This window comes from Sorangium sp. So ce394 (assembly GCF_051474665.1).
Classification (GTDB): Bacteria; Myxococcota_A; Polyangia; order Polyangiales; family Polyangiaceae; genus Sorangium; species Sorangium cellulosum_D.
Genome location: NZ_CP150339.1, coordinates 8,187,629 through 8,213,643 on the forward strand (window position 1 = coordinate 8,187,629; position 26,015 = coordinate 8,213,643).

Genomic DNA, 26,015 nt, shown 5'->3' on the forward strand with positions numbered 1-26,015 from the left:
CTCTCGATCACACTCTCGATCCCACGTTTGCCACGTTTGCCACGTTTGCCACGTTTGATTGCAACCACCGCGCCGGGGTGTCTGGCGCCCAGGGACCTGCGATGGCCATGAAGGATGTCGTCTCCATCAGCTCCAGCGTCCTGCCCGAGGCCGCCCGCGTGCTCGGCGTGCGAGGCACCGAGGGCATCTCGCGGCCGTATTGCTTCGAGATCTACCTCGCGCTCACCAGCGACGACAGCCGCGACATCGACATGGCCGACACGATCGGCGCCAAGGCCACGTTGACGCTCGATCGCGACGACGACGACACGCCGCCCTTCGTCTTCCACGGCATCCTGTCCACGCTCGAGCTCGTGCAGGAGACCTACAGCCGCGCGCTCTTCCGCGCCACGCTCGTCCCGCACCTCTGGCAGCTCACCCTCACCCAGCACAGCCGCATCTTCACCGATCAGACGATCCCCGACATCATCAAGGCGATCCTCGAGGACGGCGGGCTGCTGCCGGAGGACTACGAGCTCAGGGTCTACGGCGATTACAAGCCGCACGAGCACGTCTGCCAGTACCGCGAGAGCCACCTCGACTTCATCTCACGCTGGATGGAGCGCGAGGGGCTTTATTACTACTTCGAGCACGAAGGCAGCTCCGAGAAGCTCATCATCACCGACAAGTCCTCCGCCCACGGGCCCATCGAGCGGACGCCGGTCCGGTATCACCCGGTCTCGGACACCGACGTCGTCGCCGGGGCGTCGCTCTCGTCGTTCCTCTGCCGGCACACCGCGCTCCCGGCGCGGGTCAAGCTCCGCGACTACGATTACGCGCGGCCGCTGCTCGACGTCTCCGGGAGCGCGCCGGTCTCCATGACGGGCATCGGCGAGATCAACCAGCATGCCGGCCGCTTCTTCACCCCCGAGGAGGGCGCGCGGCTCGCGAAGATCCGCGCCGAGGAGCTGCTCGCGCGGCAGGTCGTGGCCCAAGGCGGCGGCACCGCCCCCTTCTTTCGCCCCGGATACCTGTTCGAGCTCGAGGACCACCCGCGCGGCGCCCTCAACGCGAAATACCTCATCACCCAGACCGAGCACGTCGCGATCGCGGCCGGCGGCGGAGCGGAGATCAAGAAGCTGCTCGGCGTCGAGTCCGACGACGTGTACCGGATGGAGTTCAAGGCCATCCCGGCCGGCGTCCAGTACCGCGCCGAGAGCCGCACCCCGTGGCCGCGCATCTACGGCTTCGAGAACGGGACCATCGACGGCGAGGCCGAGAGCGAGTACGCGCAGGTCGACGACCACGGCCGCTACGCCGTCAAGTTCGAGTTCGACGAGAGCCCCCTCAAGGACGGCAAGGCCTCCACCTGGGTCCGCATGCTGCAGCCCCACGGCGGCGGCGTCGAAGGGTGGCACTTCCCCCTCCGCAAGGGCGTCGAGGTCCTCTTCACCTTCCTCGGCGGCGACCCCGATCTCCCGGTCATCGCCGGCGTCGTCCCGAACGCGCTCAACCCGAGCCCCGTCACGTCCCAGAACCGCACGACCAACATCATCCAGACCGGCGGCCGCAACCGCCTCGAGCTCGAGGACCAGGACGGCGGCCAGCGCGTCACCCTCTCCACGCCCACGAAGAACACCTTCATCCGGATGGGCGCGCCCAACGACGACAGCAACCTGTATCTGAACACCGACGGGATGACGTACTTGTACATCGGAGAGGACCTCGATCTCTGGACCGTCGGCCACAAGAAGGAATGGGTCGACCAGAGCTCGACCGAGTGGATCGTCGGCCCCTTCAGGACGGTCGTCGACAACCTCGTCACGGAGACCTACAAGGACAAGCAGGTGACCACCGTCGCGAAGGGGCGCGAGGAGACCGTCACCACGGGCGGCTACAAGCTCACGGTCAGCGCCGGGGGCGCCACCGTCGACATCACGGACCCGAGCACGTTCAAGGTGCACGGCACCCTGCTCGAGGAGGTCGACGGGGCGCTCACCCAGACGTACAAGGCCGGCGTCACCCAGAACGTCACCGGCGCCGTCAACCAGACCATCAGCCTCGACTACAACCTCACGTGCAACAAGATGAACGTCACCAACAAGGGTGACGAGATCCTCACCACGCTGGGCTCCTTCATCGGCACCACCATCTCCGCCACCTCGGAGACCACCGTCGGCATCAAGAACGAGAACCTGATCGGCGGGAAGATCGAGTCGGTCGTCGGCCTGAAGTTCGAGGCCCTGCTCGCCGCCAACATCGAGATCCACGTCGGCCCGCACGTCGAGATCAAGACCGCCGACATCAAGGCCAAGGCCGCGGAGATCCGCACCAAGGCCCTCGAGCTCTGGGCGACCCACGGCCCCACCATCAAGCAGGCCGCGCTCGATCTCGCCATCGCGGCCGCGCACATCCGCCTATGAAGACCGTCAAGCCGATGCGGCTGGGCCTCCTGTACAAGGTCTTCGAGCTCGACCGCCGCTTCTATTTCGTCACCACCCTGCTCGTCTTCTTCCCCCTCTCCTCCCCCTCCACGCTCCTGCCCGAGATCAACCTCTGGAAGATGGTCGGCGAGGAGCTCGGGAAAGAGGGCGTGCTCGACATGTGCATGCCGAAGCCGCGCGGCGAGGTCCTCCTGAGCGCCCGGGGCTACCCGCCCGGAGGCCGCCCGGCCCCCGCGTGCTCCGCCCGCGTCAGGCTCGGCGCGATCGACAAGACCCTTTACCTGGTCGGCGAGCGGCGCTGGACGCGCGGCGTCGCGTCGGATCCGGCGCCGTTCACCGAGATGCCGATCCGGTACGAGAACGCGTTCGGCGGCGAGGGGTTCGCGAAGAACCCGGTCGGCAAGGGGTTCGCCCCGGTCCGCGGCGCGCAGGGCGAGGTCCACCTCCTGCCCAACATCGAGGATCCGGACCGACTCGTGCGCTCGCCGAGGGACCGCCCCGATCCGGCCGGCTTCGACGCGCTCGACTTCATGTGGCCGCAGCGCTTCTCGAAGATCGGCACCTACGACGAGGCGTGGCTCAAGGACGGGTTCCCGGGGCTCGCGAAGGACACGGATCTCGGGTTCTTCAACACGGCCCCGGACGACCAGCAGATCGAGGGGTACTTCCGCGGAGACGAGCCGTTCTCGCTCGAGAACATGCACCCCACGGAGCCGCTCATCGAGTCCGCGCTCCCCGGCGTGGCCACCCGCTGCTTCATCCGGCAGAAGACCGACGCCGGCGACGAGCTCCGCGAGATCGCGACCCGCCTCGACACGGTGCGCTTCTTCCCGCACCGCGAGCGCGGCATCCTGATCTTCCGGGGCCTCACCGAGATCGCCGAGGACGACGCGTCCGACGTGCTGGAGATCATCGTCGGTTGCGAGTCGCTGGCGTCGCCGAAGCCCGAGAGCCATTACCGCGACGTGCTGGCGCGGCGCCTCGACAAGAAGGACGGCCACCTGCTCGCGCTGCGCGACGGCGACCTGATGCCGCCCGAGCCGGCCAGCAAGCCGAAGATCGCGGACGACAAGATAGGCGACGTGGGCGACCTGCTCGCGCGGGAAGACCTGCTCCAGAAGAACCAGCGCCGGCGGGCCGAGAAGGAGCTCGAGCGGCTGCGGGGGGAGCTCCGGGCGCTCGGCCTCGATCCGGACGAGCACATCCCCGCGGCGCTGCCCCCGGAGGAGCCCGCGCCCGACCTGGACGAGCTCCCGGCGTACGTCGAGCGCGCCATGGCCGACGTCGAGAAGCTCAAGAGCGAGGCCGAGGACCGGCGCAAGGCGTCCGAGGCGCAGGCCCGGGAGGCGCTGGCGGCGCAGGGGCTCGATTACGACGCGCTCGTCGAGGAGCAGAAGAAGAAGGCCGGCGGGCCGCCTCGGTTCTCGGCGAAGGCCGAGCTCGAGCGGCTCAAGGACATCCTCGTCATGGCGCGGAACGGCGGCGTCGCGCTGCCCGACGTCGAGGCCAAGCTGGCCGATCCGGAGCTCGAGCAGAAGCTCCTCCTGCAAGAGCAGAAGATGAACGAGGCTTACCGACGTTATACGCAGCACTTCCCTCCCGCCGCGCGCCTCGACCCGGCCGGCTCCGCGCGCCTCCGCGACGCGCTGCTCGCCGGCCGCCAGGCGGGCGAGCGGTTCGACGCCCGCGACTTCACCGGGGTCGACCTCTCCGGGGTGGATCTGCGGGGCGCGGACCTCTCCGGCATCTTCCTCGAGGCCGCGAGCCTCGTGGGCGCGAACCTCGCGGGCGCGAACCTCAGCGACGCCGTCCTCGCGCGGTGCGACCTCTCCGGGGCCGACCTCACCGGCGCGAAGCTCGCGGGCGCGAACCTCGGCGAGGCCGATCTGAGCGACGCGCAGGCGGCCGGCGCGGATTGCACCGGGGCGGTCTTCGCCAGGACCAACCTCTCGCGCGCGAGCTTCCGCGGCGCCCGGCTGAAGGGCGCCGACCTCTCCGAGGCGCTCGTCGCCGGAGCCGACTTCCAGCAAGCCTCGGCGCCCGAGCTCATCTTCCTCCGGAACGACCTCACCGGGATCAAGCTCCGCGGCGCGGATCTCACCAAGTGCAATTTCATCGAGGTCACCGTCGAAGGCGTGGACTTCACCGGCGCCACGCTGAAGTCCGCCCTGTTCGTCACCTCGAAGGGCAACCGCGCCAATTTCCGGGGCGCCATGCTCGAGAACCTCCGGATCGTCGTCGACTCCTGCTTCGAGGGCGCCGATCTGCGGGGCGCCAACCTGACCGCCGCCAACCTGCGCGGCACGAAGCTCGCCGGCGCCGACTTCACCGGCGCGCTCCTCAAGGGCGCGGATCTCAGCGAGTGCGACCTGCGCGGCGCCAGGCTGCACCACGCGGAGGCGCGCGAGTCGAGGCTCGTCAAGGCGGACCTGAGCCAGGCCGCCCTGACGGGCGCCAACCTCATCTACGCGCTCCTCCAGAAGGCGAACCTCCGCGGCGCCGACCTCCGGGGCGCCAACCTGTTTCGCGCCGATCTCGCGCGGGTCGAGGGCGACCGCGCGACAAACCTCGACGACGCGCACGTCAACCAGGCTCGGGTCGTGCAAGGGGGCGCCCGTGGACAGGGATGAGCTCGTCGCGCTGGTGCGGGGCGGCGAGGTCCTGGAGAAGGTCAGCCTCGCCGGCATGGACCTGACCGGCGCGGATCTCTCGGGGTGCATCTTCGAGCGCGTCGACCTGCACGGCGCGAAGCTCTCGGGGGCGCGCCTCAAGGAGTCGGTGCTGATGGAGTGCGATCTGCGCGGCGCGGATCTCACCGGCGCCAACCTGCATCACCTCGTCATGGACAAGGGCCGCCTCGCCGGGGCCGACCTCACCGGCGCCACCATGATCGCCGCGAAGCTCGTCGACGTCGACCTCACCTCGGCCGTGCTCGCCGGCGCCAACCTCGTCATCGCCGCCCTGGTCAAGCCGATCCTGGTCGGCGCCGACCTCTCCAGGACCAACCTGGATCGGGCCAGCATCGTCGACGCGAGCCTCCAGGGCACGAGCTTCGCGGGCGCGCACCTCAAGCAGACCGTCCTGATGAAGGCCGACCTCACGGGCGCCGTCCTCGCGGGCGCCCGGCTCGAGAACGCGATCTTGATGCAAAGCAAGCTCTCGGGCATGGATCTCTCGGGGATGGATCTCACGCTCACGCAGTTCATGGACGCCGATCTCGAGGCCACGAGCTTCCGGGGCGCGACGCTCGTCCAGTGCAACTTCAAGGGCGCGAACCTCACCGGCGCGGACCTCACCGGCGCGACCGCCCAGAACGCCGTCTTCGTCCAGGCGAACCTCACGCGCGCCTCCCTGCGGCGGGCCCTCCTGCGCCAGTCGCTGTTCGTCGAGGCCACGCTCTCCTCCACGAACGCGGCCTCGGCCGACCTGCAGCAGTGCGTCTTCACGCGGGCCGCGTGCGCTGGCGCCGTCTTCGCCGGCGCGGATCTCACGTACGCCGACTTCTCCTACGCCGACGTCTCGGGCGCCGATTTCTCCGGGGCGACGCTCTTCCGGGCGCGGTACCACAAGGTCGAGGAGGAGGGCGCCGTCTGGACGAGCCGCGCCGCCGCGCTCGGCGACGACGAGGCGCTGGCAGAGGCGGAAGCGTTCAAGTCCCCCCACTGAGCGTGTGACGATCGGATGAGCAGGACATCGATGCAGAACCTGGCACGGAAGCTCGAGAGCACGGAGACGTTCCAGGAGACCGGGCGGGTCGTCGGCGCGGGCGCGGGCGGCTTCGTCGTCCGCGCGGGCACGGGCGAGCACGAGGCGCAGCGCGCGGTGAGCTGCCTCGTCGAGCCCGAGGTCGGCGACGTCGTGCTGCTCGCCAGGTCCGAGCGCGGCAAGAGCTATGTCCTGGCGGTCCTGGAGCGCGCGCCGGGGGCGGCCGCGCGCGTCGTGCACGACGGCGACATCGAGCTCCAGCTGCGGCGAGGTCGCTTCCGGGTCGCCGCGCAGGAGGGCATCGATCTCGCGTCGGGCAAGGACGTCTCGGTCGCGTCCGCCGGCGTCCGGGTCAACACCGTCGAAGGCAACGTCGTCTTCCAGCGCCTCTCCTGCTTCGGGGCGGCGGTCCACGCCGAGGTGGAGAAGGCCAAGATGGTCTTCACCAGCCTCGAGACGGTGGCCGAGCGGCTCACGCAGAAGCTCAAGAGGTCGTATCGCCTCATCGAGCAGTTCGACCACGTGCGCGCCGATCGCATCGACTACGCCGCGAAGCAGACGGCGAGCCTGCGGGGCGAGAACACGCTGGTCACCGCCGAGGAGCTGGTCAAGCTCGACGGCGAGCAGATTCACCTCGGATAGGAGGCGCTGCCATGTTCGCGAACTCTCAGATGATGGGCCTGGATCTCGGGTTCCCCGACGTCTGCCTCACGCCGACGCCGGCGCCGGTCCCCATTCCTTATCCGAACATCGCGGCCGGCCCGATGGGCGTCCCCGCGGCGTACAACATCCTGTTCATGGGCACCCCGGCGCACAACATGGCGACGACGGTCCCGCTGACGAACGGCGACAACACCGGGATCAACATGGGGGTGGCGTCCGGGATGGTCATGGGCCCGAGCCGCCATCTCACGGGCGCGTTCACGTGCCTGATCGGCGGCATCCCCGCGACGAGGATGACCAGCATGAGCCTGCAAAACTCCACGAACTGCCCGGGGATGCGGCTCGTCCCGAGCCAGGTCAAGGTGCTGCTCCTGGCGCCCTGAGGAGGCCTGTCATGATCATCGCCGGCGTCCTCCTCGCGCTCCTCGGCCTGCTGTTCGGCGCGGCGTCGGTGTCCGACGGCGCGTATGCGGTCCTCTCGGCGCACCTCGGCAAGAACCGAGCGGCGCTCGGCCAGGTCGCGTTCTTCTGCCTGCTCATGGGCGCGATCCTCTTCTTCTGGGGCAAGGTCAACGCGCGGACCGCGCGCATCCGGGCGTCGGGGCTCCCGGGCAAGGCGGTCATCACGAAGTTCGACGACACGGGCGTGACGACCAACCGGGATCCGGTGGTGACGCTCCACCTGCACGTGATGCTCGAGAACCGCGAGCCGTACACGGCGGTCATCCGGCACAGCGTGCCGCGGCTGCGGGTGGGGCAGCTGACGAGCAAGGAGCCGGTCGCGGTGAAGGTGGATCCGGAGGACCCGAAGCGGATCGTGATCGAGTGGGATCAGTGAGGGCAGCGCTCCCTTCGCCGGGGCCGCGCCGCGCACGCGAGCAGCGCGAGCGCCGCTCCCCCGAGCGCCCCCGCGCCGCCCGGGCCGCGCTCGCCGGCGGCGCGGCAGCTGCAGCCGCGCACCGCGTCGTCGTCGTCGTCGTCGCCGTCGCCAGCGCCCCCGCCGCCGCTGCCCGGCTCCATCCCTGAGTCGCACGTTCCCCCGGGATAGACGTCCTGCTCCGTCCACTCCGGCTCGGACGGCCGCGAAGAGCTCGGCTGCGCCGTCTCCGGATCCTTCCTGTAGAAGCAAGGCCTGCAGGCGTGCACGGCCTCGCCGGCGACGTTCCCGGCCGCATCCATCGCCGTGGCCCGGAAGCAGAGCGCCGTCGGGGCGTCGACGCCGGCGAGCACGTCCACGGTCTGGTGGATGGCCATGGTCACCGAGGCGTCGGTCGTGAGCCGGCTCGTCGAGAACACCGGCTCCGTGAAGCTGACGTCCCGGAACGCCTCGACCGTGTAGATCACGGGGGACGCGCCGGTCCCCGCGGCCTCGCCCTCGGCCGTGACCCACCACGCGAGGTGGCTGTGCGACTCGCAGCTCCCGCTGCTCGGCGTGGCGTCGGCATAATCGTAGAGGTCGAACGAGAGCCCGCTCGGCGTCGGCGGCGCCTCGGTGTCCGCGGCGCCGGCCGTGAGCTCGATCCGCGTCGCCTCGCACCCCTCGTCCGGGCAGAAGCTGCCCTCGATCACGATCGCCTGCCCTTCACTGGGCGGCGGCTCGATCCGCGCGACGAGATCGTACCCCGCCGCCGGCACGTCCGGCGCGGCCACGAGGCGCGCCGGCTCGCCGTCGACCGTCACCGACACGGCGTCCAGCGAGAGGGCGTGGCCGGCGAAGAAGAGCGCGGCGTTCGCCGGGGTCGTCGCGCCGCTCGCCGGGAAGACCTCCGTCACGCCCGGATACGGCATGCCGCACGCGCCCGCGCTGGCCTCCATCGCCAGGAGAGAGGCCAGCGCCGCGAGGATCCCAGCAGTCCACGAACCATGGTTCATGGACGCCAGGGTATCGCCCTGCGGCTCCCCACGGAGCGGAGAGCACGGCTGGAACGCCGGCCTACCCGGCTGCCAGCGCCGCTTCCGTCGAGCGCGGCGCCCCGTAGAGCAGCCGCTCGTCGCGCCGCCACCAGCCCGGCGCCCCGGCGAGCGGGTGCTCGGTCCGACCGGTGGACGCGAGCTCCTTCGCGACCGCCGCGAGCGCCGTGGGCCGCGGCGCGGGCCCGCGCGCGTCGAAGACCCCGGGCTCGTAGTGGCCGCGCGCCTGGGTGACCAGGCTGTCCCAGTCGTACGCCCCGAAGGCGGACCACAGCGTCACCGCCCGCACGTCGGCGCCCTCCGCCCGGGCCGCGCGCGCGCCCTCCCACGCCTCGACAAGCCAGCGGATCTGCTCCTCCGGCGTGCACCCGAGGTGGACCTCGGTGATCGCGATCGGCGTCGCGTACCGCCGCCACACGTCGCGCAGCACCTCGTGGTGGCCGAAGATCCCCTCCTCCCGGGCGCGCACCGCCTCCACGTCGGCGTACGCGTCGCGCCCGTTGCCGCCGTGCGTCCACGAGGGGTAGCGCTCGACGCGGTGATCGAGGAACCGATCGCTCGTCAGGTAGTAGTTCACGCCGATCACGTCCGGCGGGCACGGCTCCGCCGCGAGCCGCGCGAGCTCCTCGTCGCTCACGCCGCAGTCGCGGAGGTGCTGGCGCAGCGGGTGCGCGGCGTCGACGCGCCCGTACAGCAGATCGAGGCTCAGCCAGCGCCGGTGGTTCTCGAACTCCGCCTGGTAGGCGAGCCGGGGCGTGCTGGCGATCGCGCCGAAGTCCTCCGTCTGCACGAGCCGCGCGTCCGGGCGCACCCGCCGGATCGCGCGCATCGCGGCAACGGTGGCGCGCGTCTCCACGAGCAGCGCGCGCATGAGGGAGGCCGAGTCCCGGCGGTGCGGGTACCAGTGCCCGTAGAGCGCGCTGAAGCGCGCGGTCGTGAGCGGCTCGTTCACCGGCGTGAAGTCGCTCACCCACGGGTAGCGCTCCGCCACGGCGCCGGCGAATTCCGCGAGGCCGCTCGCGAAGCTGTCCTCCATCAGGCTGGTCCACGGCGGCCCGCTGCCGTGGTGGACCAGCCCGACGATCACGTCGATGCCGAGCTCCCGCAGCCGGTGGAGGCGCTCGTCTGCCCACGAAAAATCGGCGCTCCGCGGGCCGTCCGGGGCCGTGCGCTCCCAGAGGACCGGGTAACGGACGGCCGTGACCCCGAGCTCCGCGAGCAGGTCCAGGTCGGTGATGCGGCCGTGGTGGCCCGTGCGTTCCAGCTGGTTGAAGTACTGGTCGCCGACGCGGTTGACCGTACACTCGACGCCGGCCCAGAGCGCGATCCCGGCGCGATCGCTCACGGGGCCACCCCTCCCACCAGCACCGTCGCGTGCCGGCCCGGCGTTCGCCCGTAGGCCTCCACGACGGCCCGGCCCACCTGTGCCGCGCAGCCGCGCTTCACCAGGGCCACGATCGAGCCGCCGAAGCCGCCGCCGGTCAGCCGGGCGCCGAAGACGTCCGGCTGCGCCCGCGCGCTCTCCACCAGCGCGTCGACCGCCGGCACCGACACCTCGAAGTCGTCGCGCATCGACCGGTGCGACGCGTCGAAGAGCTCGCCCAAACGGCCGAGATCCCCGGCGCGGAGCGCGGCCGCGGCGGCGAGCACCCGGGCGTTCTCGGTGACGACGTGGCGCGCGCGCCGGTCGAGCGGCGCCGGCAGCGACGCGATGCGCCGCTCGGCGGCAGCGTCGACGTCCCGGAGCTGCGGCACGCCGAGCAGGGCCGCGGCGCGCTCGCACTCCGCGCGCCGCGTCTTGTAGTCGCCGCTCGCGTGCTGGTGCGCCACCCCCGAGTTCACGACGAGCAGCTCGGCCTCGGCGGGCAGCGGGATGCGCTCGAACGCGAGCGTCCTCGTGTCGATGAACAGCGCCGTGTGCTCGTCGGCGAGGCTCGCGGCCATCTGATCCATGTTCCCGACGGGCGCGCCCACGAAGTCGTGCTCCGCCGCGTGCGCGATGCGGGCGATCTCCACGTCGTCGATGGAGAGATCGAGCATCGACCGCAAGGCGCGGGCGAGCGCCACGAGCAGCGAGGCGCTCGACGACAGGCCGCTGCCGAGCGGCACCGACGACGCTATCCTCGCGTCGAAGCCCGGGATCGACGCGCCCCGGCCGCGGAGGACCGCGGTGATGCCCTGCACGTAGTCGAGCCACAGGCCGCGGCGCGCCTCCTCGCCGGCGCGGAACGAGAGCGGGGCGCCGCCGTCCACGTTCTCGCTCGCGACCTGGATGAGCCCGTCGTCCCGCGGCGCGATCTCGATGCGCGTCTTCTGCGGGATCGCCGTCGGCAGCACGTACCCGCCGCTGTAATCGGTGTGCTCGCCGATCAGGTTCACGCGCCCCGGCGCCTCGGCCGCGAGCTTCGCCGGGCGGCCGAAGACGGCCTCGAAGCCCAGCCCGCGCGCGGTCATCGCGGCGCACCCATGTCCACGAGCCCGGGCATGTCCGCAAAGGCCGGCATGTCCGCGAGCCCCCCGTCGCTCAGCGTCGAGGGCGTCTCGTTCGGGCCGACGAACGGGTTCCCCTGCGTCGCCGCCGCCATCTTGTGGAGCGGGAACTTCGGCGTGCGATCGGCGTGGAGGAGGCCGTTCGCCTCCTGGTACGTGTCGGCGAACTGCGTGTAACAGAAGCCGGCGAGCAGCTCGAGGGAGTTTACCACCTTCATGAGCTTCGTGTAGCGCTCGGCGAACTCCTCCGACGTCCTACACGCGGAGTACCCCCACGTGCCGCCGTCACCGCCGCCGGGCGCGACCGCGATCCCGCCGAACTCCGACAGCACGATCGCGGTCTCGTGGCTGACCGACGGGTCGAGCACGAGGGCGCGCCCCCCGGGCCTCTCCCGCTTCAGCAGCTTGGGCACGACGTCGTGCGCGAAGTAGCGGCGCGCGATGCGCTCGGGCGACGGATCGTAGTCGTGGATCCCGATGATGTCGGTCGCCACGCTCTCCCACCCGTCGTTGCCGATGACCGGCCTCGTGTAGTCCATCGACCTCGTGAGGTGATAGAGCGCCTGCACGTAGTGCCGCTCGTTCGGGTTGTCCGGCAGGTTCGGGACGCCCCACGACTCGTTGAACGGCACCCACGCGACGATGCACGGGTGGCTGATGTCCCGCCGGATCGCCTCCAGCCACTGCCGCGCGAGCCGCTCGATCGACTTGCGCGTGTGCCGGTAGGCGCTCGGCATCTCCTCCCACACGAGCAGGCCGAGCTTGTCGGCCCAGTAGAGGTACCGCGGATCCTCGATCTTCTGGTGCTTCCGGGCGCCGTTGAAGCCCATCTGCTTCGTGAGCTCGACGTCGCGGCGCAGCGCCTCGTCGTCGGGGGCGGTGATCCCGGTCCCCTCCCAGTAGCCCTGGTCGAGCACCATCCTGAGGACATACGCCCGCCCGTTCAGGAGGAAGCGGTCCCCGCGGACGGCCACCGAGCGCAGCGCCGTGTAGCTCTTCACGCGGTCGATCGTCATCCCGGACTGGTCGTAGAGGACGATGTCGGCCTCGATCAGCGTCGGCCGCTCGGGGCACCACAGGAGCTCGTTGCGGAAGTCGTCGATGCCGGGGTCGGAGAGCGTGATGCGCCGGTGGACCTCCCCGGCCACGACCGTGTACTGGTCGTTCGCGATCGTCATGTCGCCGACGCGCAGCCGCACGCCGACGCGCGCGCCCTCCACCGGCGCGTTGGCGACGCGGACCTCGACCGCGATCTCCCAGCGCTCGAGGTTCGGGGTCCACCGGAGGTACTCGACGCGCATGCGCGGCACGCGCTCGAGCCACACCGTCTGCCAGATCCCCGTGGTCCGCGGGTACCAGATGGAGTGAGGCTCGAGCTTCCAGTCCTGCTTGCCGCGCGGCTTCGCGAGGTCGTTCGGATCGTCGTGGGCCTGCACCACGATCGTGACGCTCTCGCGCCCCTTCACGTGCTCGGTGATGTCGAGCTCGAACGGCGTGTAGCCGCCCTCGTGCTCGCCGGCGAAGCTGCCCTCGATCCACACCCTGGCCAGGTAGTCCACGGCGCCGAAGTGCAGGATGAGCCGCTCGGCGGGGTCGAGCTCCGGCACCTTGACCTGGCGCCTGTACCAGCAGGCCTTGAAGAAGCCGGTCTCGCCGACCCCGCTCCGCGGCGTCTCCGGGGCGAACGGCACCTCGATCGTCCTGTCGAAGCGCGCGTCGGCCGGCGAGCTCCACTCCGCCCGGGGATCGAGGGCGAACTCCCACGCCCCGTTCAGCGAGGTCCAGCCCTCTCGCCGGAGCAGCGGGCGCGGGTAGCCGCGGGCGCCGCCGCTGTCGGCCGGCGGCGGCACCGAACCTGGGATACCGATCTGTGCAAGGTGCTGTCGAGGCATGGGTCCGTTAGGCGGCGACGGTCACCGCTGCTCCGTCGAGCTTGGCTTCGCGGATGTGGTCGAAGGTGGCGAGCGCCTGACCCACGACCTGGTCCATGTTGTAGTACCGGTACGTCGCGAGCCGCCCGACGAAATGCACGTTCGGCGTCGCGTCGGCGAGGGCCTTGTACTTCCGGTAGATCTCCGCGTTCTCGGGCCGAGGCACCGGGTAGTAGGGGTCGCCCTCGGCCCTCGGGAACTCGTACACGATGCTCGTCTTCGGGTGCTGCTGCCCCGTGAGGTACTTGAACTCCGTGATACGGGTATACGCGTGCTCGTTCGGGTAGTTGACGACCGCGCCGGGCTGGAAGGTCTCCTTGTCATGCGTCTCGAACTTGAACTCCAGGGAGCGGTAAGGGAGCTTCCCGTAGCGGAAGTCGAAGAAGGAGTCTACCGGTCCCGTGTAGATCATCTCCTTGAAGCTCACCTCGTTCATGATGTCGCGGTAATCTGTGTTCAGGAGAATCCGGATCTTCTTGTGATCCAGCATGTTCTCGAACATCCGCGTGTAGCCGCGCAGCGGCATGGCCTGGAACTCGTCCGTGAAGTACCGGGAGTCGTAGTTCGTGCGCGCCGGCACGCGCGAGGCGACCGAGGCGTCGAGCTCCGACGGGTCGAGCCCCCACTGCTTGCGCGTGTAGTTGCGGAAGAACTTCTCGTAGAGCTCCCGGCCCACCTTGCTGACGACCGCGTCCTCGGAGGTGCGGCAGTGCTTGATCGGCTCGGCGACGCGGGCGAAGAACGCCTCGACCTCGGCGGGCGAGTAGTTGGTCCCGTAGAGGGCGTTGACCGTATCCACGTTGATCGGGAACGGGACGAGCTTGTCGTCGACGTGCGCGAGCACGCGGTGCTCGTACGGGCGCCACTCCGTGAACTGCGACAGGTAGCGGAAGATGCGCGGCGACGCGGTGTGGAAGATGTGGGGGCCGTACTTGTGGATGAGGACCCCGGCGTCATCGTGGTAGTCGTACGCGTTGCCGCCGATGTGCGGACGCTTGTCGCACAGGAGGACCGACTTGTTCATCTGCGAGGCAAGGCGCTCGGCGAGCACGCTGCCAGCGAACCCAGCACCTACGATCAGAGTGTCGAACACGGTACGTTCCCTTCCGCCCGGACAGCCGCCGGACGCTTGGATTGGAGTGCGTCAGCGATGAGCTTCGACATCGAGCGCCACGTCTTGTCCCACGACGTCGCGCTCACCATCTCGTCCGCGATCGCGATGTGCTCCTCGCGCGGCCCCGCGAGCGCTGCGAGGGCCGCGGCGACGAACGTGGAGGCGTCGGCGATGTGCACCGCCTTCTTCTCGCCGTAGGGCGTGATCACGTCACGGATGGCGGTGGAGACGACCGGCTTGCCCGCGGCGAGGTACTCGAGCGTCTTCGTCGGGCTGATGAACCGGGTCGCCTCGTTGAGCGCGAACGGCATGAGTGCGACGTCCCAGCCGCCGAGGTAGGCCGGAAGATCCTGATATGACTTCTGGCCGAGCCAGTGGATGTTCGGCAGCCGGGGCAGCGTGGCCGGGTCGATCTTCACGACCGGCCCGAGCATGACGAGCTGGAAGTCGGGGCGCTCCTTGGCCACGCGGGCGACGAGCTCGACGTCGAGCCGCTCGTCGATGACGCCGAAGAACCCGAGCCGCGGCCTCGGGATGTCGCGCTGGTCGTCCGGGTCCGCGGCATGCTCGCGCGCCCTCGCGAAGTGGGCCGCGTCGACGCTGCTCGGGAAGGCGTGCACCGACGGGTGCTGGGCGCGCTTCGCCTCGTAGAGGCTCTGGCCGCCGGTGAACACGAGATCGGCGCGCGCGAAGAGCTCGCGCTCCCGCTCCCGGAGGATCGGCGGGGCGCCGCGGAAGGCGGAGAGCTCATCCATGCAGTCGTAGACGACGAGCGACGGCTCCACGTCCGCGGCGATCGGCAGCGACATCGGCGTGTAGAACCACAGGATCGGCTGCCGGATGTCCTGCTCCCGCACGAAGGAGTTGAGCAGGCGGCGCTGCTGCGCGAGGGCCTCCTCCTGCTCGGTGCCGTGGCGGAGGTGGGGGACGACGACGGTGAGATTGGCCTCGATGTGCCTCGCCTCGAGCCTCGGGGGCCCGTCCTCGAACACGGGCTCTTCGACGAAGTAAACCCGCCTCTCCTGCGCGAAGCGGCTCATCAGATGGTTCGGTCGCTGGAAGACGAAGTTCCAGCGCAGGTGCGACAAACAGATGAGATCGGGCCCGACCTGCTTCATCTTGTCTCCGATTTCTGTGAATTGAGAACGTACCGCGCCGGCTTTTAGCAATTTACGGGCCGACGACGGGATGAAGCCATTGACGGGGACATCGCGGCCGGGCCGCGCGGCCGCCGTGAAACGCGCGGCAATCCGCTACATGGGCTGGGCAGAGCGCTGAACATCGAAGTACGCTCGCCGGCGCCATGATCGCTGGACGCGAGATCGGGCGAACTTGCCACAGATGAGGCAAAATGCGCCGCGTTCGGGCGTTTCCTGCGGGCCCTTCATAAAAGATGCAAACTGCGCCGCGCCCTTCGACGCGCCTCCGGGCGCGAGCGCAGGGTCGTAGATGCACGATGCTTGCCGGAGCGCTCGGGAGTGCCCCTCATGCAGCGGAGCCAAGGAGAGATCCGGATACGAGCTAGGGTATCGCCTGATCGACCACCGCAGTGCGGCCGCGTTTCGCGAGCGCGCGCGGCCGGGTCCTCGACAGGGCGGATGAGAAATGCGCTCGAGTTGAAGGAATGACCCTCGCTCCCGACTTCGCGTCGAGCGACGCGCTTACCGCTCGTCGGGCGCCATCCACTTGTGCTCGACGTTCGGGCGCCAGGCGGCGAGCAGCCCCAGGAGCGCCTCGGCGTCGCTCTCGACCTGGAGCATCGCGCGGTGGCCCGGCTTGAGGAACCGCTCGGCCACCACATGATCCAGAAAGGCGATCAGCGGCCGGTAATACCCGGCGACGTCGAGCAGCCCGACCGGCTTCTCCTGAGACCCGAGCTGCGTCCAGGTCCACACCTCGAACAGCTCCTCCAGCGTCCCGATGCCCCCCGGCAGGGCGATGAAGGCGTCGGAGAGCGCGGCCATCTTCGCCTTGCGCTCGTGCATCGTCTCGACCACGTGGAGCTCCGTCAGGCCCCGGTGCTCGATCTCGCGCTGGTTGAGGAAGTGGGGGATGACGCCGATCGCCTCCCCGCCGGCCGCGAGCACCGCGTCGGCGACCGCGCCCATGAGCCCCACGTGGCCGCCCCCGTACACGAGCCCGATCCCTCGCGCGGCCAGGAGCTCCCCGACCTGAACGGCGGCCGCGCGGTAGGCCGGCGACGCGCCGGCGCTCGACCCGCAATAGACGCAGATCCTTGAGAGTTTCCTCATCGCCCGAGCCTACGCCGGCGGGCGGGCTCGTTCCAGGGCCGCCCGCCTCGCGGCGTCGCCCACGCTGCGTAGCCTGGCCGCCCGCTGCGTAGCCTGGCCGCCCGCTGCGCGGCCTGGCCGCCCGCTGCGTAGCCTGGCCGCCCGCTGCGCGGCCTGGCCGCCCGCTGCGCGGCCTGGCCGCCCGCTGCGCGGCCTGGCCGCCCGCTGCGCGGCCTGGCCGCCCGCTGCGCGGCCAGGCACCGCGCGGGCAGCGCGGTGCCGTGGCCGGCCGCTCACTCCTTGTCGAGCTTGCCGACGAGGCTCAGCGTGAAGAACGCGCCCATGTACTTGAAGTGCGGGCGCACCTGCATGTCGACCTTGTACCAGCCGGCGTTGCCCGGCACCTCGGTCACGATGATCCTCGCCTTGCGGAGCGGCCGGCGCCCGCGGGTCGCGGCGGAGACGACGTCCTGATCGGCGACGTACTGGCCGATCCACTCGTTCAGCTCCCTCTCGAGGTCGGCGCGCTCCTTCCACGTCCCGATCTGCTCGCGCTGCAGCACCTTCAGGTAGTGCGCGATGCGGCACATGATGAACATGTACGGCAGCTGCGTCCCGAGCCGGTAGTTCATCTCGGCCGCCCTGCCCTCCTCGCTCTGCCCGTAGAACTTGGGCTTCTGCGCCGAGTTCGCCGAGAAGAAGCAGGCGTTGTCCGAGTCCTTGCGGAACGTGAGCCCGATGAAGCCCTCCTCGGACAGCTCGAACTCGCGCCGCTCGGTGAGCATGATCTCGGTCGGGATCTTGGTCTGGATCTCGCCCATCGCCTCGTACTGATGAAGCGGCAGGTTCTCCACCGCGCCGCCCGCCTGCGGGCCGATGATGTTCGGACACCAGCGGTACTTGGCGAAGCTGTCGGCGAGCCGGGTGGCGAAGGCGTACGTCGCGTTGCCCCAGCAGTACGCGTCGTGCTTGCCGATCACGTCCTCTTCGTAGTTGAACGCCTTCACCGGGACGGTGTTGGCGCCGAAGGGCAGGCGGAGCAGGAAGCGCGGCATCACGAGGCCGACGTAGCGCGAGTCCTCGGTCTCACGGAACGCGTTCCACTTCGTGTACTGCGGCCCCTCGAAGAGCGCCTTCAGGTCCTTCAGGTTGGGCAGCCCGATGAAGTCCTTGAGGCCGAAGAACTGCGGGCCCGCCGCCGCGATGAACGGCGCGTGCGACATCGCCGCGACGGCGGCGCACTTCTGGAGCAGCGCGATGTCCTGGGGGCCGGGGCCAAACTCGTAGTTCGCGATGATCGCGCCGACCGGCTTGCCGCCGAACTGGCCGAACTCCGCCGAGTAGACGAGCTTGTACAGGCCGCTCTTCGGCACCTCGGGGGCGTCCTCGAAATCGGCGAGGAGGTCCTCCTTGGAGCAGTTGAGCATCTCGACCTTGACGTTCTCGCGAAAGTCGCAGCGGTCGATGACGAACTTGAGGCCGCGCCAGGCGGACTCGAGCTTCTGGAAGCTGGGGTGGTGGAGGATCTCGTCGATCTGCCGCGAGAGCTTGACGTCGATCTCCGCGATCAGCGCGTCGACGAAGGCCTTGTCGACCTTCTCACCCTCGCGCCGCGGGGCGACGAGCTCCGAGATGAAGGCCTGCACGCCCCGCTTGGCGATCTCGTACCCCTCGTCGCCGGGCGTCATCTTCGTCTCGGCGAGGATCTCGTCGAGCAGCGACCCTCCCTCCAGGGTCTGGACGCCTGCGCTCCCCGCGGCCTGTGTCTCCGTCGCCATCGCTCACTCCCCTTCCTTGTCGAGCCCGAGCTCGCTCACGATCTTGTTGCGCTGAGCCGGGTCGCTCAGGATCTGCTGAATCTTGTTGCGGAACGCCTTCTCGTTCCCGAGCGGCCCCTTGAGGGCCGTCAGCGCGGCGCGCAGGTCGAGGAGCTTCTTGAGCTCCGGCACCTGGGTCGCGATGGCCTCGGGCTCCATGTCGCTCAGCCGGCGGAACTTGAGGTTGACCGTGAGCTCGCTGTTCTCCTGCTCGGACAGGACGTCCTTGACGTTGAAGGTGAGCGCGAGCTTCTGCTCGCTCATGACCTTCTGGAAGTTGTCCTTGTCCACGTTGATCGGCTTGCGGTCCTCGAGGGGCCGCGGATCCGGGCGCTGCGTGTAGTCGCCGAGCATCAGGAGCTTCAGCGGCAGCTCGACGTCCTCCTTCGCGTTCCCCGTGGCCGGCTTGTACGTGATGTTCACGCGCTCCTTCGGCGCGACCGATCCCTCTTTCATCGCAGGCTCCTTTCCCCGTCAGCAGCGGGCGGAGCGCCCGCAGGCCGTACGAGCATAGACCAAAACCCCGGCCCCCCGGGCAAGCTTCTCGGCGCGACGCGCATCCGCCTTCTCATCGTCCTCGGCCGCCCCCTCGTCCCCGCCTCGCCCCCCTCGTCCCCGCCTCCCCCCGTCGGGCCCCTCAGACCCCCAGCGAAAGTTTCAGGGCGAGCGCAGCGTCGAGCTGGCAGACGCGCTCGAAGCAGAGCACCTCCTTCGCCCTGGCCTCGGGGGTGACGTCGTCGCGCTCGTTCAGGGCGCGGTAGCATGTATGGAGCGCGGCGTAGAGCTCCGCGCAGAGATCCGGCTGCCAGGTGGTGAGTCGGTGGTGCTCGACGATGTGCTCCAGCGCCTCGAGCTGCGCGCGCGCCACGAGGAACTGGGACAGCTCGATGTTGATCTGCGCCATCGCGAGTCGCACGCGGAAGCGGTCCAGCGCCGACGGAGCGGCGGCCGCCGCCTTCTCGAGGAGGACCATCGCGTCGACGGGCTGCTCGTTCGCGACGAGCCCGCGGGCCTCGGAGAGCGGCTTGTCGAGGTAGCTCCGCGGCCTCGCGGGGGCGCCGGCGCCCCCCGAGCCGAAGGCGGCCGCCACGTCGTTCGAGAGCCAGGTCTGCGTCTCGGCGTCCGCGAACGGCGTGCCGTCGTTGAACTTGAGCGTCGCCAGGAGCGGCGCGCGGAGCATGAGGACGCCCATCTCGACGAGCACGGCCCGCCGGGCGTCGGCGTAGTCGTCGCCGAGCTGCTCGAGCGCGTTCGCCGCGTACCGGTGCGGATCGAGCCAGAGGGGGTAGCTCTGCGCGTACTCGTCGACGAGCGGCAGGATGTCGGCGAACGCCCTCTGGCTCGTCAGCGCCGGGAGCGCCCGCTGCACGTGATCGGGCGGCGGCGGGACCCCGGTGGTGCTGTTCGGGGATCCGGCCCCGGGGTCGTCGAGGATGTCGATCCAGAGCCCGATGCGGAGGACGCGGTACGCGGCCGCGCGCTTCGGGTTCGTCGCCCGGAGCGCGTCGCCCGCGCGCGCGATCAGGGGCGCGCAGCGGCCGAGGACGGTGAGCGCGGAGTCCTCGTCGACGATCGCCTCCAGGCTGAGCCCCGGGCTGCTCGTGACGACGACCTGCGGCGGCGGCGGCGGCGGCGCCGGCGGCGGGGTGACGATCACCGGGGTGGCCGCCGGCGCCTGGACGATCGCCGCCTCGGCCGCCTTCGGCGGCGGCGGGGGTGGCGGCGGCGGGGGTGGCGGCGGCGGCGGCGCCTCGGCGGGGAGGCTCGCGACGACGCTGCGGATCGCGCTCCGGAGCTGGCCGAAGCCGCCGTAGGCGTCGCCGAGCCGGTTGCTGAGGTCGGCGTCGAGGGCGCGGCTCACCTGGTCGATGGCGTTCACCACGTCGCGCTCCGCGGCGGAGGGCGTCACGCCGGCGAGCGTCGAGGCCGCGATGTCGCCGAACCAGGTGCACAGGTTGCCGCGCGCCTTGGGCCGCCGGAGCGCGGGGTACATCGTGTCCCAGAACGCGTTGTTCAGCTCCTGCACGAGCACGAGCCCGTCGAGCAGGCCGGGGAGCCTGTCGAGCTGCGCCTTCGCCGCGGCGTAGTAGAGCGCGACGCGGAAGTCCTTGGACTTCTCGCTCAGGATCTCGTCGGCGCCGGTCACGACGCGGGACCAGTCGACCTTGCCGCCCGCGAGCGACTGCAGCTTATCGACCTCGTTCTTGAGGGCCTCGAACGCCTCGTCGTAGGTGACGTCGGCGCCGACGCCGCCGTCGATGGGAGCGAACAGCGTCTCGATCCGCGCTTTGGATTTCTGGATGGCGTCTTCAGCGGCCATGGGGCGCGAAGGATATCAAGACGTCCCGAGCGTGGACGGCGAATCGGCGGGCATCGATGGCGGCGCGCCGGAGCGGCGGCGCATGCGGCGGATCGGGGGTCGTGGGCTCGGGCACGGGCTCAGCCGAGGGCCTCCAGGAAGCTGTCGAGCGACAGGTCGGTGCGGGCGACGAGGGCGTCGAGCTCCGGCCCGAGCGCGTGTCGGGAAACGTGCTCTTCGACCGGCGGGGGTCCGCACAGGTCGGCGATGTGCTCGGCCTGGGTGGTAGGGGCGATCATCTCGCGGAACGAGCCCACGTGAGGGGGTCCGAGGTGGAGGAGCAGGGTGCGCTGGGGCGTCCAGAACGCGTTCATCAGCGTGCGTCCCCATTTCGACAGGCGGAGGGTCATGTCCATCCACACGGCGGCGGCGTAGGCGTCGCCGGCGCCGAGCGGCAGCCGGAGCGCGAGCCCTGTCCTGGGGAGCTCCTGGCCGCGGAACGGCATCACCGAGTCGAGGATGTTCTGCAGCACCCAGAAGCGGCTCGCGTCGGTGCCGAAGCCTGCGTCCCAGAGCGCCTTCATCGGCTGGGTCTTGAGCCAGGCGCGGTAGGCGGCGTTCGACGCGTCCGGGTCGTCGAGCGACGGCGGCGCGATCTGGGAGACGCGGTGGAGGAAGGCGTCGACGGGCATGGACCGGCCGTTCGTCGCGGCGTCGTGGGCGGCGGCGAGGAGCGGGAACAGGGTGATGGGGAGCGACGGCCCTGCGGCGAGGAGCTGGTCGTAGTCGTACGAGCCGAACACGACGATCGGGTAGAGCCGGCCGGCGTTGTCGCCGCTCGCGGCCCATGCGCCCACGAGCCCGCGGGCGGGCGGCTCGTCGCCCTTCGGGTCGCCGTGGAAGACGAAGAGGCCCAGCGCCGGCTGGTAATACGCATCGAAATGGGGGCCCATGGCGCGCCGGGCGAAATCGATGGACGCGCCCAGCCATCGGTCGAAGGCGGCGAGCTCTTCGCCTCCTGCGTTCAGCCGGATGAAGTCGCCCGTGGCGGGCAGCTTGCCGAAGCAGCCGATCTGCGGCGGAGCGGCTGGGCCCTTCTTGCGGCGCCAGAACATGACGGCCTGGGAGTGAACCACGAACTGCTCACCGAGCGCTACCACCTTCCCGGCTGCTCCTGGTCGCAGCGGGAGCGTGCGGGGAGGGGGCCGTGCGCGCGGGGGGGCGGCGGGGCCCCCTCCCGCGAACTCGCGCCTTGTGGTGGCTATGGCCACACGTACGGATCCGCCGAGATCATGAGCGATTCGCTTCGATGCGGGACGGCGCTCGGATTCGCGGGGCCCTACCCCGCCGCCCCCCGCGCGCGCGGCCCCCTCCCCGCACGCTCCGTTCCGGCCGGCAGGCTCAGGACGATCGCCTCAACCCCCGCGCCGGCGATCGCCGACCGCCCCTCTCTTCTTCCCCGTCACAAAGAGCCGGCGGGGGAGGGGGTGTCGTGCGGGGGGCCGGCGGGGTAGGGCCCCGCGAATCCGAGCGCCGGCCCGCATCGCAGCGCCCACCTCACAGCCCAGGTCCCCCCGTCCCCACGGCCATAGCCGCCAAAAGGCGCGAGTTCGCGGGAGGGGCCCCCGCCGGCCCCCCGCACGACACCCCCTCCCCCGCCGGCTCCGTTGCTGTCCGGATCACCCTTTGCCGAAGCGATCACCGATGCTGGGCGGGCAGTTGGTCGCCCGGAAGAAGCTCGCCGGGAACGGATGGTTCCCGCGGGTCGGCCGGATCTCCATGGTGACGGTCACGGGCGGAGCGGTCATCTGCCAGGTCACCGTGAAGAGCGCGTCGTTGTCTTTCTGGGCGGTCGTGGTCCCGGCCTCGAACAGCCGGAAGATCCCCCAGGGCCCTTCGCGCACGAGCTCTTCGTCGAGCCCGCCTGCGCCGCGCACCTGGATCCTCGCGCCCTTCGCGCCCTCTCCGGGCCAGTTGAAGGTGTGCCAGAACTCCTTCTCGTTGCGATAGAGCCTCTTCTGGCCGTCGACCTCGAAGACCACCTCGCTCACGATGGGGCTGACCGTCTTCATGTTGATGTGGAAGACGACCTTGGGCCCCTCGGCGCCGCCGCCCCCGAAGAGCGCGTCGGTGATCTCGTCCGAGCGCCTCAGGCAGTTGTACAGGTTCGCGTTGAACGGCGTGAACGGCTTCGCCGCTTGCGGCTGCCCCGACAGGTGCGACTTCGGGAAGTACTCGTGCCCGACCTGGTAGTGGAAGCCCTTCAGGTACGTCTCGTAGAAGCCCCAGAGCACGCCGTCCTTCGGCTTGAAGAAGGCCATCGCGTCCTCGAGCGAGGCGTCGCGGGAGGAGGCGAGGTTGAACGGGTACCGGTCCTTGATCTTGTCGCGGTAGTGCGGCCAGACCTCGACCTCCCAGATGCCGCTCGCCGCGCCGCCGGCGCGCCGCACGACCGCCTTGTACGCCTGCCGGAGGGGGTTCATGAGGAGCGGCTCCATCAGCCGCTGCCCGGTCTGGTCCATCGAGAGCAGGAGCGTCTGCGTCTCTTTCACCGCGTCCTGGAACGCCTCGGTGGCCCTCGAGGTGTCCGTGTCCGGCGGCCCGTCCTCGACGACGCTCATCTCCCCGGCGAGCCGCTCGAGGTGGCCGACGTACTGGTTCAGCTTGGCCGGAGGCGGCGGGGGCTGCCCTTCTTCCGCCGGCGCCGACACGCCGAAGCCCGCCATCGACTCGAACTTGTCGGGCACCGGGTCGTAGTGCTCGCGCCCGCCCTGCCCCGGGAGCATCGAGCCGATCTGCACGTTCGTCCGCCGCTCGACCCGCTGCGCGAACATGTCCTTGGCCCTGTCGATGATGCCGCCGTCCGCGGTGAGCACGTTCGGCTTCTCCACCGGGAACTGCGTCTCGTCGTGGAGCCGCTGGAGCAGCCGCCGGTAGGGCCAGTCGGGCGTGGAGAGGACCCGGAACTCGTGGATCGCGTCGCGGTTCGTCTTCGGGATGTCGACCTGGATGTCGCGGAAGAACGCCTCCCACTGCGCGATGTACGCGTTGTCGTAGTCCTGCCGGACGCGGTCGAGCTCCTTCTGGATCTGGTCGCCGCTCCGCTTCTCGTCGTTCGACAGCGGGAGCACCCAGAGCTCGCGCTCGAGCTTCTTCCTCCCCTCCTTGAGCGACTCGAGCACCTGCGCGTGCCCCTTGGCCGTGTAGGGCCCCTCCACCTTGAACCAGGGCCCGCCCCGGTTCTTCTGCGCGCTGTGGATGACGGTCAGCACCTCGGGCCGGTCCGCGAACATCTCGTCCAGGGACACCGGCGGGTACTTCAGGTTCTCCGGCGTGTTCGGCCCCGACTCGTCGTACTTCTGGTCGATCAGGCTCGTCACGAACTGGTCGTAGTAGCGCTTCGTCGGGTCGACCCGCAGGAGATCGGCCCGCGCCCTCGCGATGAGCGGATCGTTCAGCTCCTCGGCCTCGAGCTTGTTGCGCCGCACGAGGTCGATGTAATAGGCGACGTGCGGCGTGAGCCGCTCCTTGAGGTCGCTCTCGGGCATGTCGGTGAACGGCTTCAGGATGTCGGCCCAGACCTGGACCAGCCGGCCGGTCTGCCACCGCGCCGCCTGCTCATCCATGTGTTCCTGGAAGCCCTTGCCGAGCAGGAGGTAGCTGCGCAGGGCGTTGTAGCCGTCCAGGAACTCCCCGTCGCGCACCCGCTCGAGCTTCGCCTCGAGCTGCGCCTTCGCCGGGCCGACGAACCCCTGCTTCAGGCTCTTGATGTACTGCCCCATCGTCGGGGGGAAGAGCTTGTCCCCCTGGAACATGAACCAGCCGTGGTCGAGGGGCGTGTTCTCGACGTACTGATCGAGCTTCCCCACGTGCCCCTGCAGCCGGTCGAGCTTGTCGATGTTCGCGGGCACGTTCGGCGGGGCGCCGCTCCGCCCGGACCAGTCCACGAACGCGATCTCGTCCGAGATGCGCCTCGTCTCGGCGACGAGCGCCTTGTTGTTGAAGTACGAGATCACCGCCGGGAGCAGGAACAGGAGGGCGACGAACGCCGCCACCGCCGCCACCAGGATCCGCTGCAAGCGGCGCCGCCGGAGCTCGGCCTCGCTGCGCGCCGCGAGATCCTGATCGGGGAAGACGACGTTCGTGAAGACGTCGTGCAGGAAGAAGCTCTTCGACTCCTTCGGGAGCGCCGCCTCCTCCTCGCCCTCGCCGAGCGCCGCGCGCAGCCCGAACGCCCGACCCATCGCCCCGACCACGCGATCGAGCGGCCGCCCCTCCTGGACGCCGCTCGTGAAGTAGAACCCGCGCAGGATCGGCGCGGGGGCCGCGCCGGCCCCGGGCGCGAACGCCGCCGCGATGAAGTCCGAGAGGTTGCGCTTCACCGCCGCGAACTCGAGCGGGAACTGGTAGGCCTTCTCCTTCACGTCGCGGCTCCGCTCGCCGATGAGCCGCTTCGTCAGGCGGGCGTGGAGCCGCTCGATGAGCACGTCGAACTCGCGATCGAAGATCTTGCCGGGCTCGGACTTGCCCTCGTCGAGCCGCACGGTGGCGCCCCAGGCCTGGGCGCGCTCGCTCTTCTTCAGGTCGCCGAAGTACTCGGTGAAGCCCGCCACGAGATCGGTCTTCGTGAAGAGCACGTAGACCGGCAGGGTCATGTGCAGCGTCCGCTGCATCTCGTCGATGCGCGCGCGGATCTTCTTGCCGGTCTGGTCGATCTGGTCGTCGCTCGCGTCGAGCAGCTCGCTCATGCTCACCGCGACGATGACGCCGTTGAGCGGCTTGTGCTCCCGGTACTGGAGCAGGAGCTCGAGGAACGCCATCCACTCGTCGTGGTCGTCGCTCTCGGTCGTGTACCGGCCGGCGGTGTCGAGGAGGATCGCCTCGTTCGTGAACCACCACTCGCAGTTCCGGGTGCCGCCGACGCCGCGCACGCCGGTGCGCTCCGGGTCGATGTACGGGAACACGAGCCCCGAGTGGCGGAGCGCGGTGGTCTTGCCGGCGCCGGGCGGGCCGACCATCACGTACCAGGGCAGGACGTACAGCGCGTCGGCGCCGCGCTGGCCGCCGCCGAGCTTCGACGCCTTCAGCGCGGCGATGCCCTCCTGCATCTGCCGGCTCAGCTCCTGGATCTCGGCGCGCCGCTCCGGCTTCGCGTTGATCACCTGCTCCTGCGCCTGCTGCGCGATCGCCTTCTCGAGCGCCCGCGCGGCGCGCGCCGCCCGGATCCGCCGGTAGACCGCGAGCCCCGCCAGCAGCAAGAGGACGGCCGCCGTCGCCGCGATCGGGATCTCGATCGGCAGCACCTCGGCCCCCTCCCCTCCCGCGGGGCGCAGCATGAACCATACTCCCCACACGGCGGCGAGGAACAGGGCGCTCAGGATCCACAGCCACATCGGAAGTCTCCCTCGGGAACAACAGAGGACGGGCGGAG

General features: G+C 70.2%; 18 protein-coding genes. 6 read left to right on the forward strand and 12 right to left on the reverse strand.

Annotation, left to right across the window (positions count from 1 at the left end; translation table 11 throughout):
• The first annotated feature begins 101 nt into the window (after positions 1-101).
• From WMF33_RS30075 to WMF33_RS30100, 6 genes are read left to right on the forward strand one after another with little or no spacing between them, the layout of a single operon-like run.
• Positions 102-2,402 (forward strand): type VI secretion system Vgr family protein, encoded by a 2,301-nt coding sequence (locus tag WMF33_RS30075; RefSeq protein WP_437331852.1) that lies wholly within the window; start codon positions 102-104, stop codon positions 2,400-2,402.
• Positions 2,399-5,053 (forward strand): DUF2169 domain-containing protein, encoded by a 2,655-nt coding sequence (locus WMF33_RS30080; protein ID WP_437331853.1) that lies wholly within the window; start codon positions 2,399-2,401, stop codon positions 5,051-5,053. The genes WMF33_RS30075 and WMF33_RS30080 overlap by 4 nt, the downstream gene beginning before the upstream one ends.
• On the forward strand, positions 5,040-6,089 hold the full coding sequence (locus WMF33_RS30085; RefSeq protein ID WP_437331854.1) for a pentapeptide repeat-containing protein: 1,050 nt from the start codon (positions 5,040-5,042) through the stop codon (positions 6,087-6,089). The genes WMF33_RS30080 and WMF33_RS30085 overlap by 14 nt, the downstream gene beginning before the upstream one ends.
• A 30-nt stretch (positions 6,090-6,119) precedes the next feature.
• Entirely contained in the window at positions 6,120-6,770 is a 651-nt protein-coding gene (locus WMF33_RS30090; RefSeq protein WP_437331855.1) for a DUF3540 domain-containing protein, read from the forward strand.
• An 11-nt stretch (positions 6,771-6,781) separates the two neighbouring features.
• Positions 6,782-7,174, forward strand: coding sequence for a DUF4150 domain-containing protein (locus WMF33_RS30095; RefSeq protein ID WP_437331856.1), 393 nt, complete (start codon positions 6,782-6,784; stop codon positions 7,172-7,174).
• An 11-nt stretch (positions 7,175-7,185) separates the two neighbouring features.
• Complete coding sequence (locus WMF33_RS30100; protein WP_437331857.1) at positions 7,186-7,629, forward strand: hypothetical protein; 444 nt, start codon at positions 7,186-7,188, stop codon at positions 7,627-7,629.
• Here the strand turns inward: WMF33_RS30100 and WMF33_RS30105 are convergent.
• The 12 genes from WMF33_RS30105 to tssM all read right to left on the reverse strand — a co-directional run bounded on the left by WMF33_RS30105 (position 7,623) and on the right by tssM (position 25,977).
• Complete coding sequence (locus WMF33_RS30105; RefSeq protein ID WP_437331858.1) at positions 7,623-8,663, reverse strand: hypothetical protein; 1,041 nt, start codon at positions 8,661-8,663, stop codon at positions 7,623-7,625. The two genes, WMF33_RS30100 and WMF33_RS30105, sit on opposite strands and share 7 nt — an antisense overlap.
• 61 nt (positions 8,664-8,724) lie before the next feature.
• Positions 8,725-10,047 carry a family 1 glycosylhydrolase gene (locus WMF33_RS30110; protein WP_437331859.1) on the reverse strand — a complete coding sequence of 441 codons (1,323 nt, stop codon included), beginning with the start codon at positions 10,045-10,047 and terminating at the stop codon, positions 8,725-8,727.
• Positions 10,044-11,156, reverse strand: coding sequence for a galactokinase (galK, locus tag WMF33_RS30115; protein ID WP_437331860.1), 1,113 nt, complete (start codon positions 11,154-11,156; stop codon positions 10,044-10,046). Before galK ends, WMF33_RS30110 begins: the two co-directional genes overlap by 4 nt.
• Entirely contained in the window at positions 11,153-13,042 is a 1,890-nt protein-coding gene (locus tag WMF33_RS30120) for a glycoside hydrolase family 2 protein (protein ID WP_437331861.1), read from the reverse strand. Before WMF33_RS30120 ends, galK begins: the two co-directional genes overlap by 4 nt.
• Positions 13,043-13,091: 49 nt before the next feature.
• The gene (glf, locus tag WMF33_RS30125; RefSeq protein WP_437331862.1) at positions 13,092-14,216 is read right to left on the reverse strand and encodes a UDP-galactopyranose mutase; all 1,125 of its coding nucleotides are present in this window, start codon (positions 14,214-14,216) and stop codon (positions 13,092-13,094) included.
• A complete protein-coding gene (locus tag WMF33_RS30130; RefSeq protein ID WP_437331863.1) occupies positions 14,201-15,355 on the reverse strand; it encodes a glycosyltransferase family 1 protein in 1,155 nt (384 codons plus the stop codon). Before WMF33_RS30130 ends, glf begins: the two co-directional genes overlap by 16 nt.
• Positions 15,356-15,898: 543 nt before the next feature.
• Complete coding sequence (locus tag WMF33_RS30135; protein WP_061628584.1) at positions 15,899-16,489, reverse strand: TIGR00730 family Rossman fold protein; 591 nt, start codon at positions 16,487-16,489, stop codon at positions 15,899-15,901.
• A gap of 272 nt (positions 16,490-16,761) precedes the next feature.
• Complete coding sequence (gene tssC / locus WMF33_RS30140) at positions 16,762-18,246, reverse strand: type VI secretion system contractile sheath large subunit (RefSeq protein ID WP_437331864.1); 1,485 nt, start codon at positions 18,244-18,246, stop codon at positions 16,762-16,764.
• A 3-nt stretch (positions 18,247-18,249) separates the two neighbouring features.
• Complete coding sequence (gene tssB / locus WMF33_RS30145) at positions 18,250-18,741, reverse strand: type VI secretion system contractile sheath small subunit (RefSeq protein ID WP_437313251.1); 492 nt, start codon at positions 18,739-18,741, stop codon at positions 18,250-18,252.
• A gap of 181 nt (positions 18,742-18,922) precedes the next feature.
• Positions 18,923-20,605, reverse strand: a complete 1,683-nt coding sequence (gene tssA / locus WMF33_RS30150; protein WP_437331865.1) for a type VI secretion system protein TssA — start codon at positions 20,603-20,605, stop codon at positions 18,923-18,925.
• Between the two features lie 119 nt (positions 20,606-20,724).
• Positions 20,725-21,744, reverse strand: coding sequence for a type VI secretion system-associated protein TagF (gene tagF / locus WMF33_RS30155; protein ID WP_437331866.1), 1,020 nt, complete (start codon positions 21,742-21,744; stop codon positions 20,725-20,727).
• Positions 21,745-22,263: 519 nt separating this feature from the next.
• Complete coding sequence (gene tssM, locus WMF33_RS30160; RefSeq protein ID WP_437331867.1) at positions 22,264-25,977, reverse strand: type VI secretion system membrane subunit TssM; 3,714 nt, start codon at positions 25,975-25,977, stop codon at positions 22,264-22,266.
• Between the last annotated feature and the right edge of the window lie 38 nt (positions 25,978-26,015).

Bases quoted from the DNA above. Each gene is read 5' to 3' on its own strand.
- WMF33_RS30075 (WP_437331852.1), top strand. From the start codon at position 102: ATGGCCATGAAGGATGTCGTCTCCATCAGCTCCAGCGTCCTGCCCGAG.
- WMF33_RS30080 (WP_437331853.1), top strand. From the start codon at position 2,399: ATGAAGACCGTCAAGCCGATGCGGCTGGGCCTCCTGTACAAGGTCTTC.
- WMF33_RS30090 (WP_437331855.1), top strand. From the start codon at position 6,120: ATGCAGAACCTGGCACGGAAGCTCGAGAGCACGGAGACGTTCCAGGAG.
- WMF33_RS30095 (WP_437331856.1), top strand. From the start codon at position 6,782: ATGTTCGCGAACTCTCAGATGATGGGCCTGGATCTCGGGTTCCCCGAC.
- WMF33_RS30100 (WP_437331857.1), top strand. From the start codon at position 7,186: ATGATCATCGCCGGCGTCCTCCTCGCGCTCCTCGGCCTGCTGTTCGGC.
- WMF33_RS30105 (WP_437331858.1), bottom strand. From the start codon at position 8,663: ATGAACCATGGTTCGTGGACTGCTGGGATCCTCGCGGCGCTGGCCTCT.
- galK (WP_437331860.1), bottom strand. From the start codon at position 11,156: ATGACCGCGCGCGGGCTGGGCTTCGAGGCCGTCTTCGGCCGCCCGGCG.
- WMF33_RS30130 (WP_437331863.1), bottom strand. From the start codon at position 15,355: ATGAAGCAGGTCGGGCCCGATCTCATCTGTTTGTCGCACCTGCGCTGG.
- WMF33_RS30135 (WP_061628584.1), bottom strand. From the start codon at position 16,489: ATGAGGAAACTCTCAAGGATCTGCGTCTATTGCGGGTCGAGCGCCGGC.
- tssC (WP_437331864.1), bottom strand. From the start codon at position 18,246: ATGGCGACGGAGACACAGGCCGCGGGGAGCGCAGGCGTCCAGACCCTG.
- tssB (WP_437313251.1), bottom strand. From the start codon at position 18,741: ATGAAAGAGGGATCGGTCGCGCCGAAGGAGCGCGTGAACATCACGTAC.
- tssA (WP_437331865.1), bottom strand. From the start codon at position 20,605: ATGGCCGCTGAAGACGCCATCCAGAAATCCAAAGCGCGGATCGAGACG.
- tssM (WP_437331867.1), bottom strand. From the start codon at position 25,977: ATGTGGCTGTGGATCCTGAGCGCCCTGTTCCTCGCCGCCGTGTGGGGA.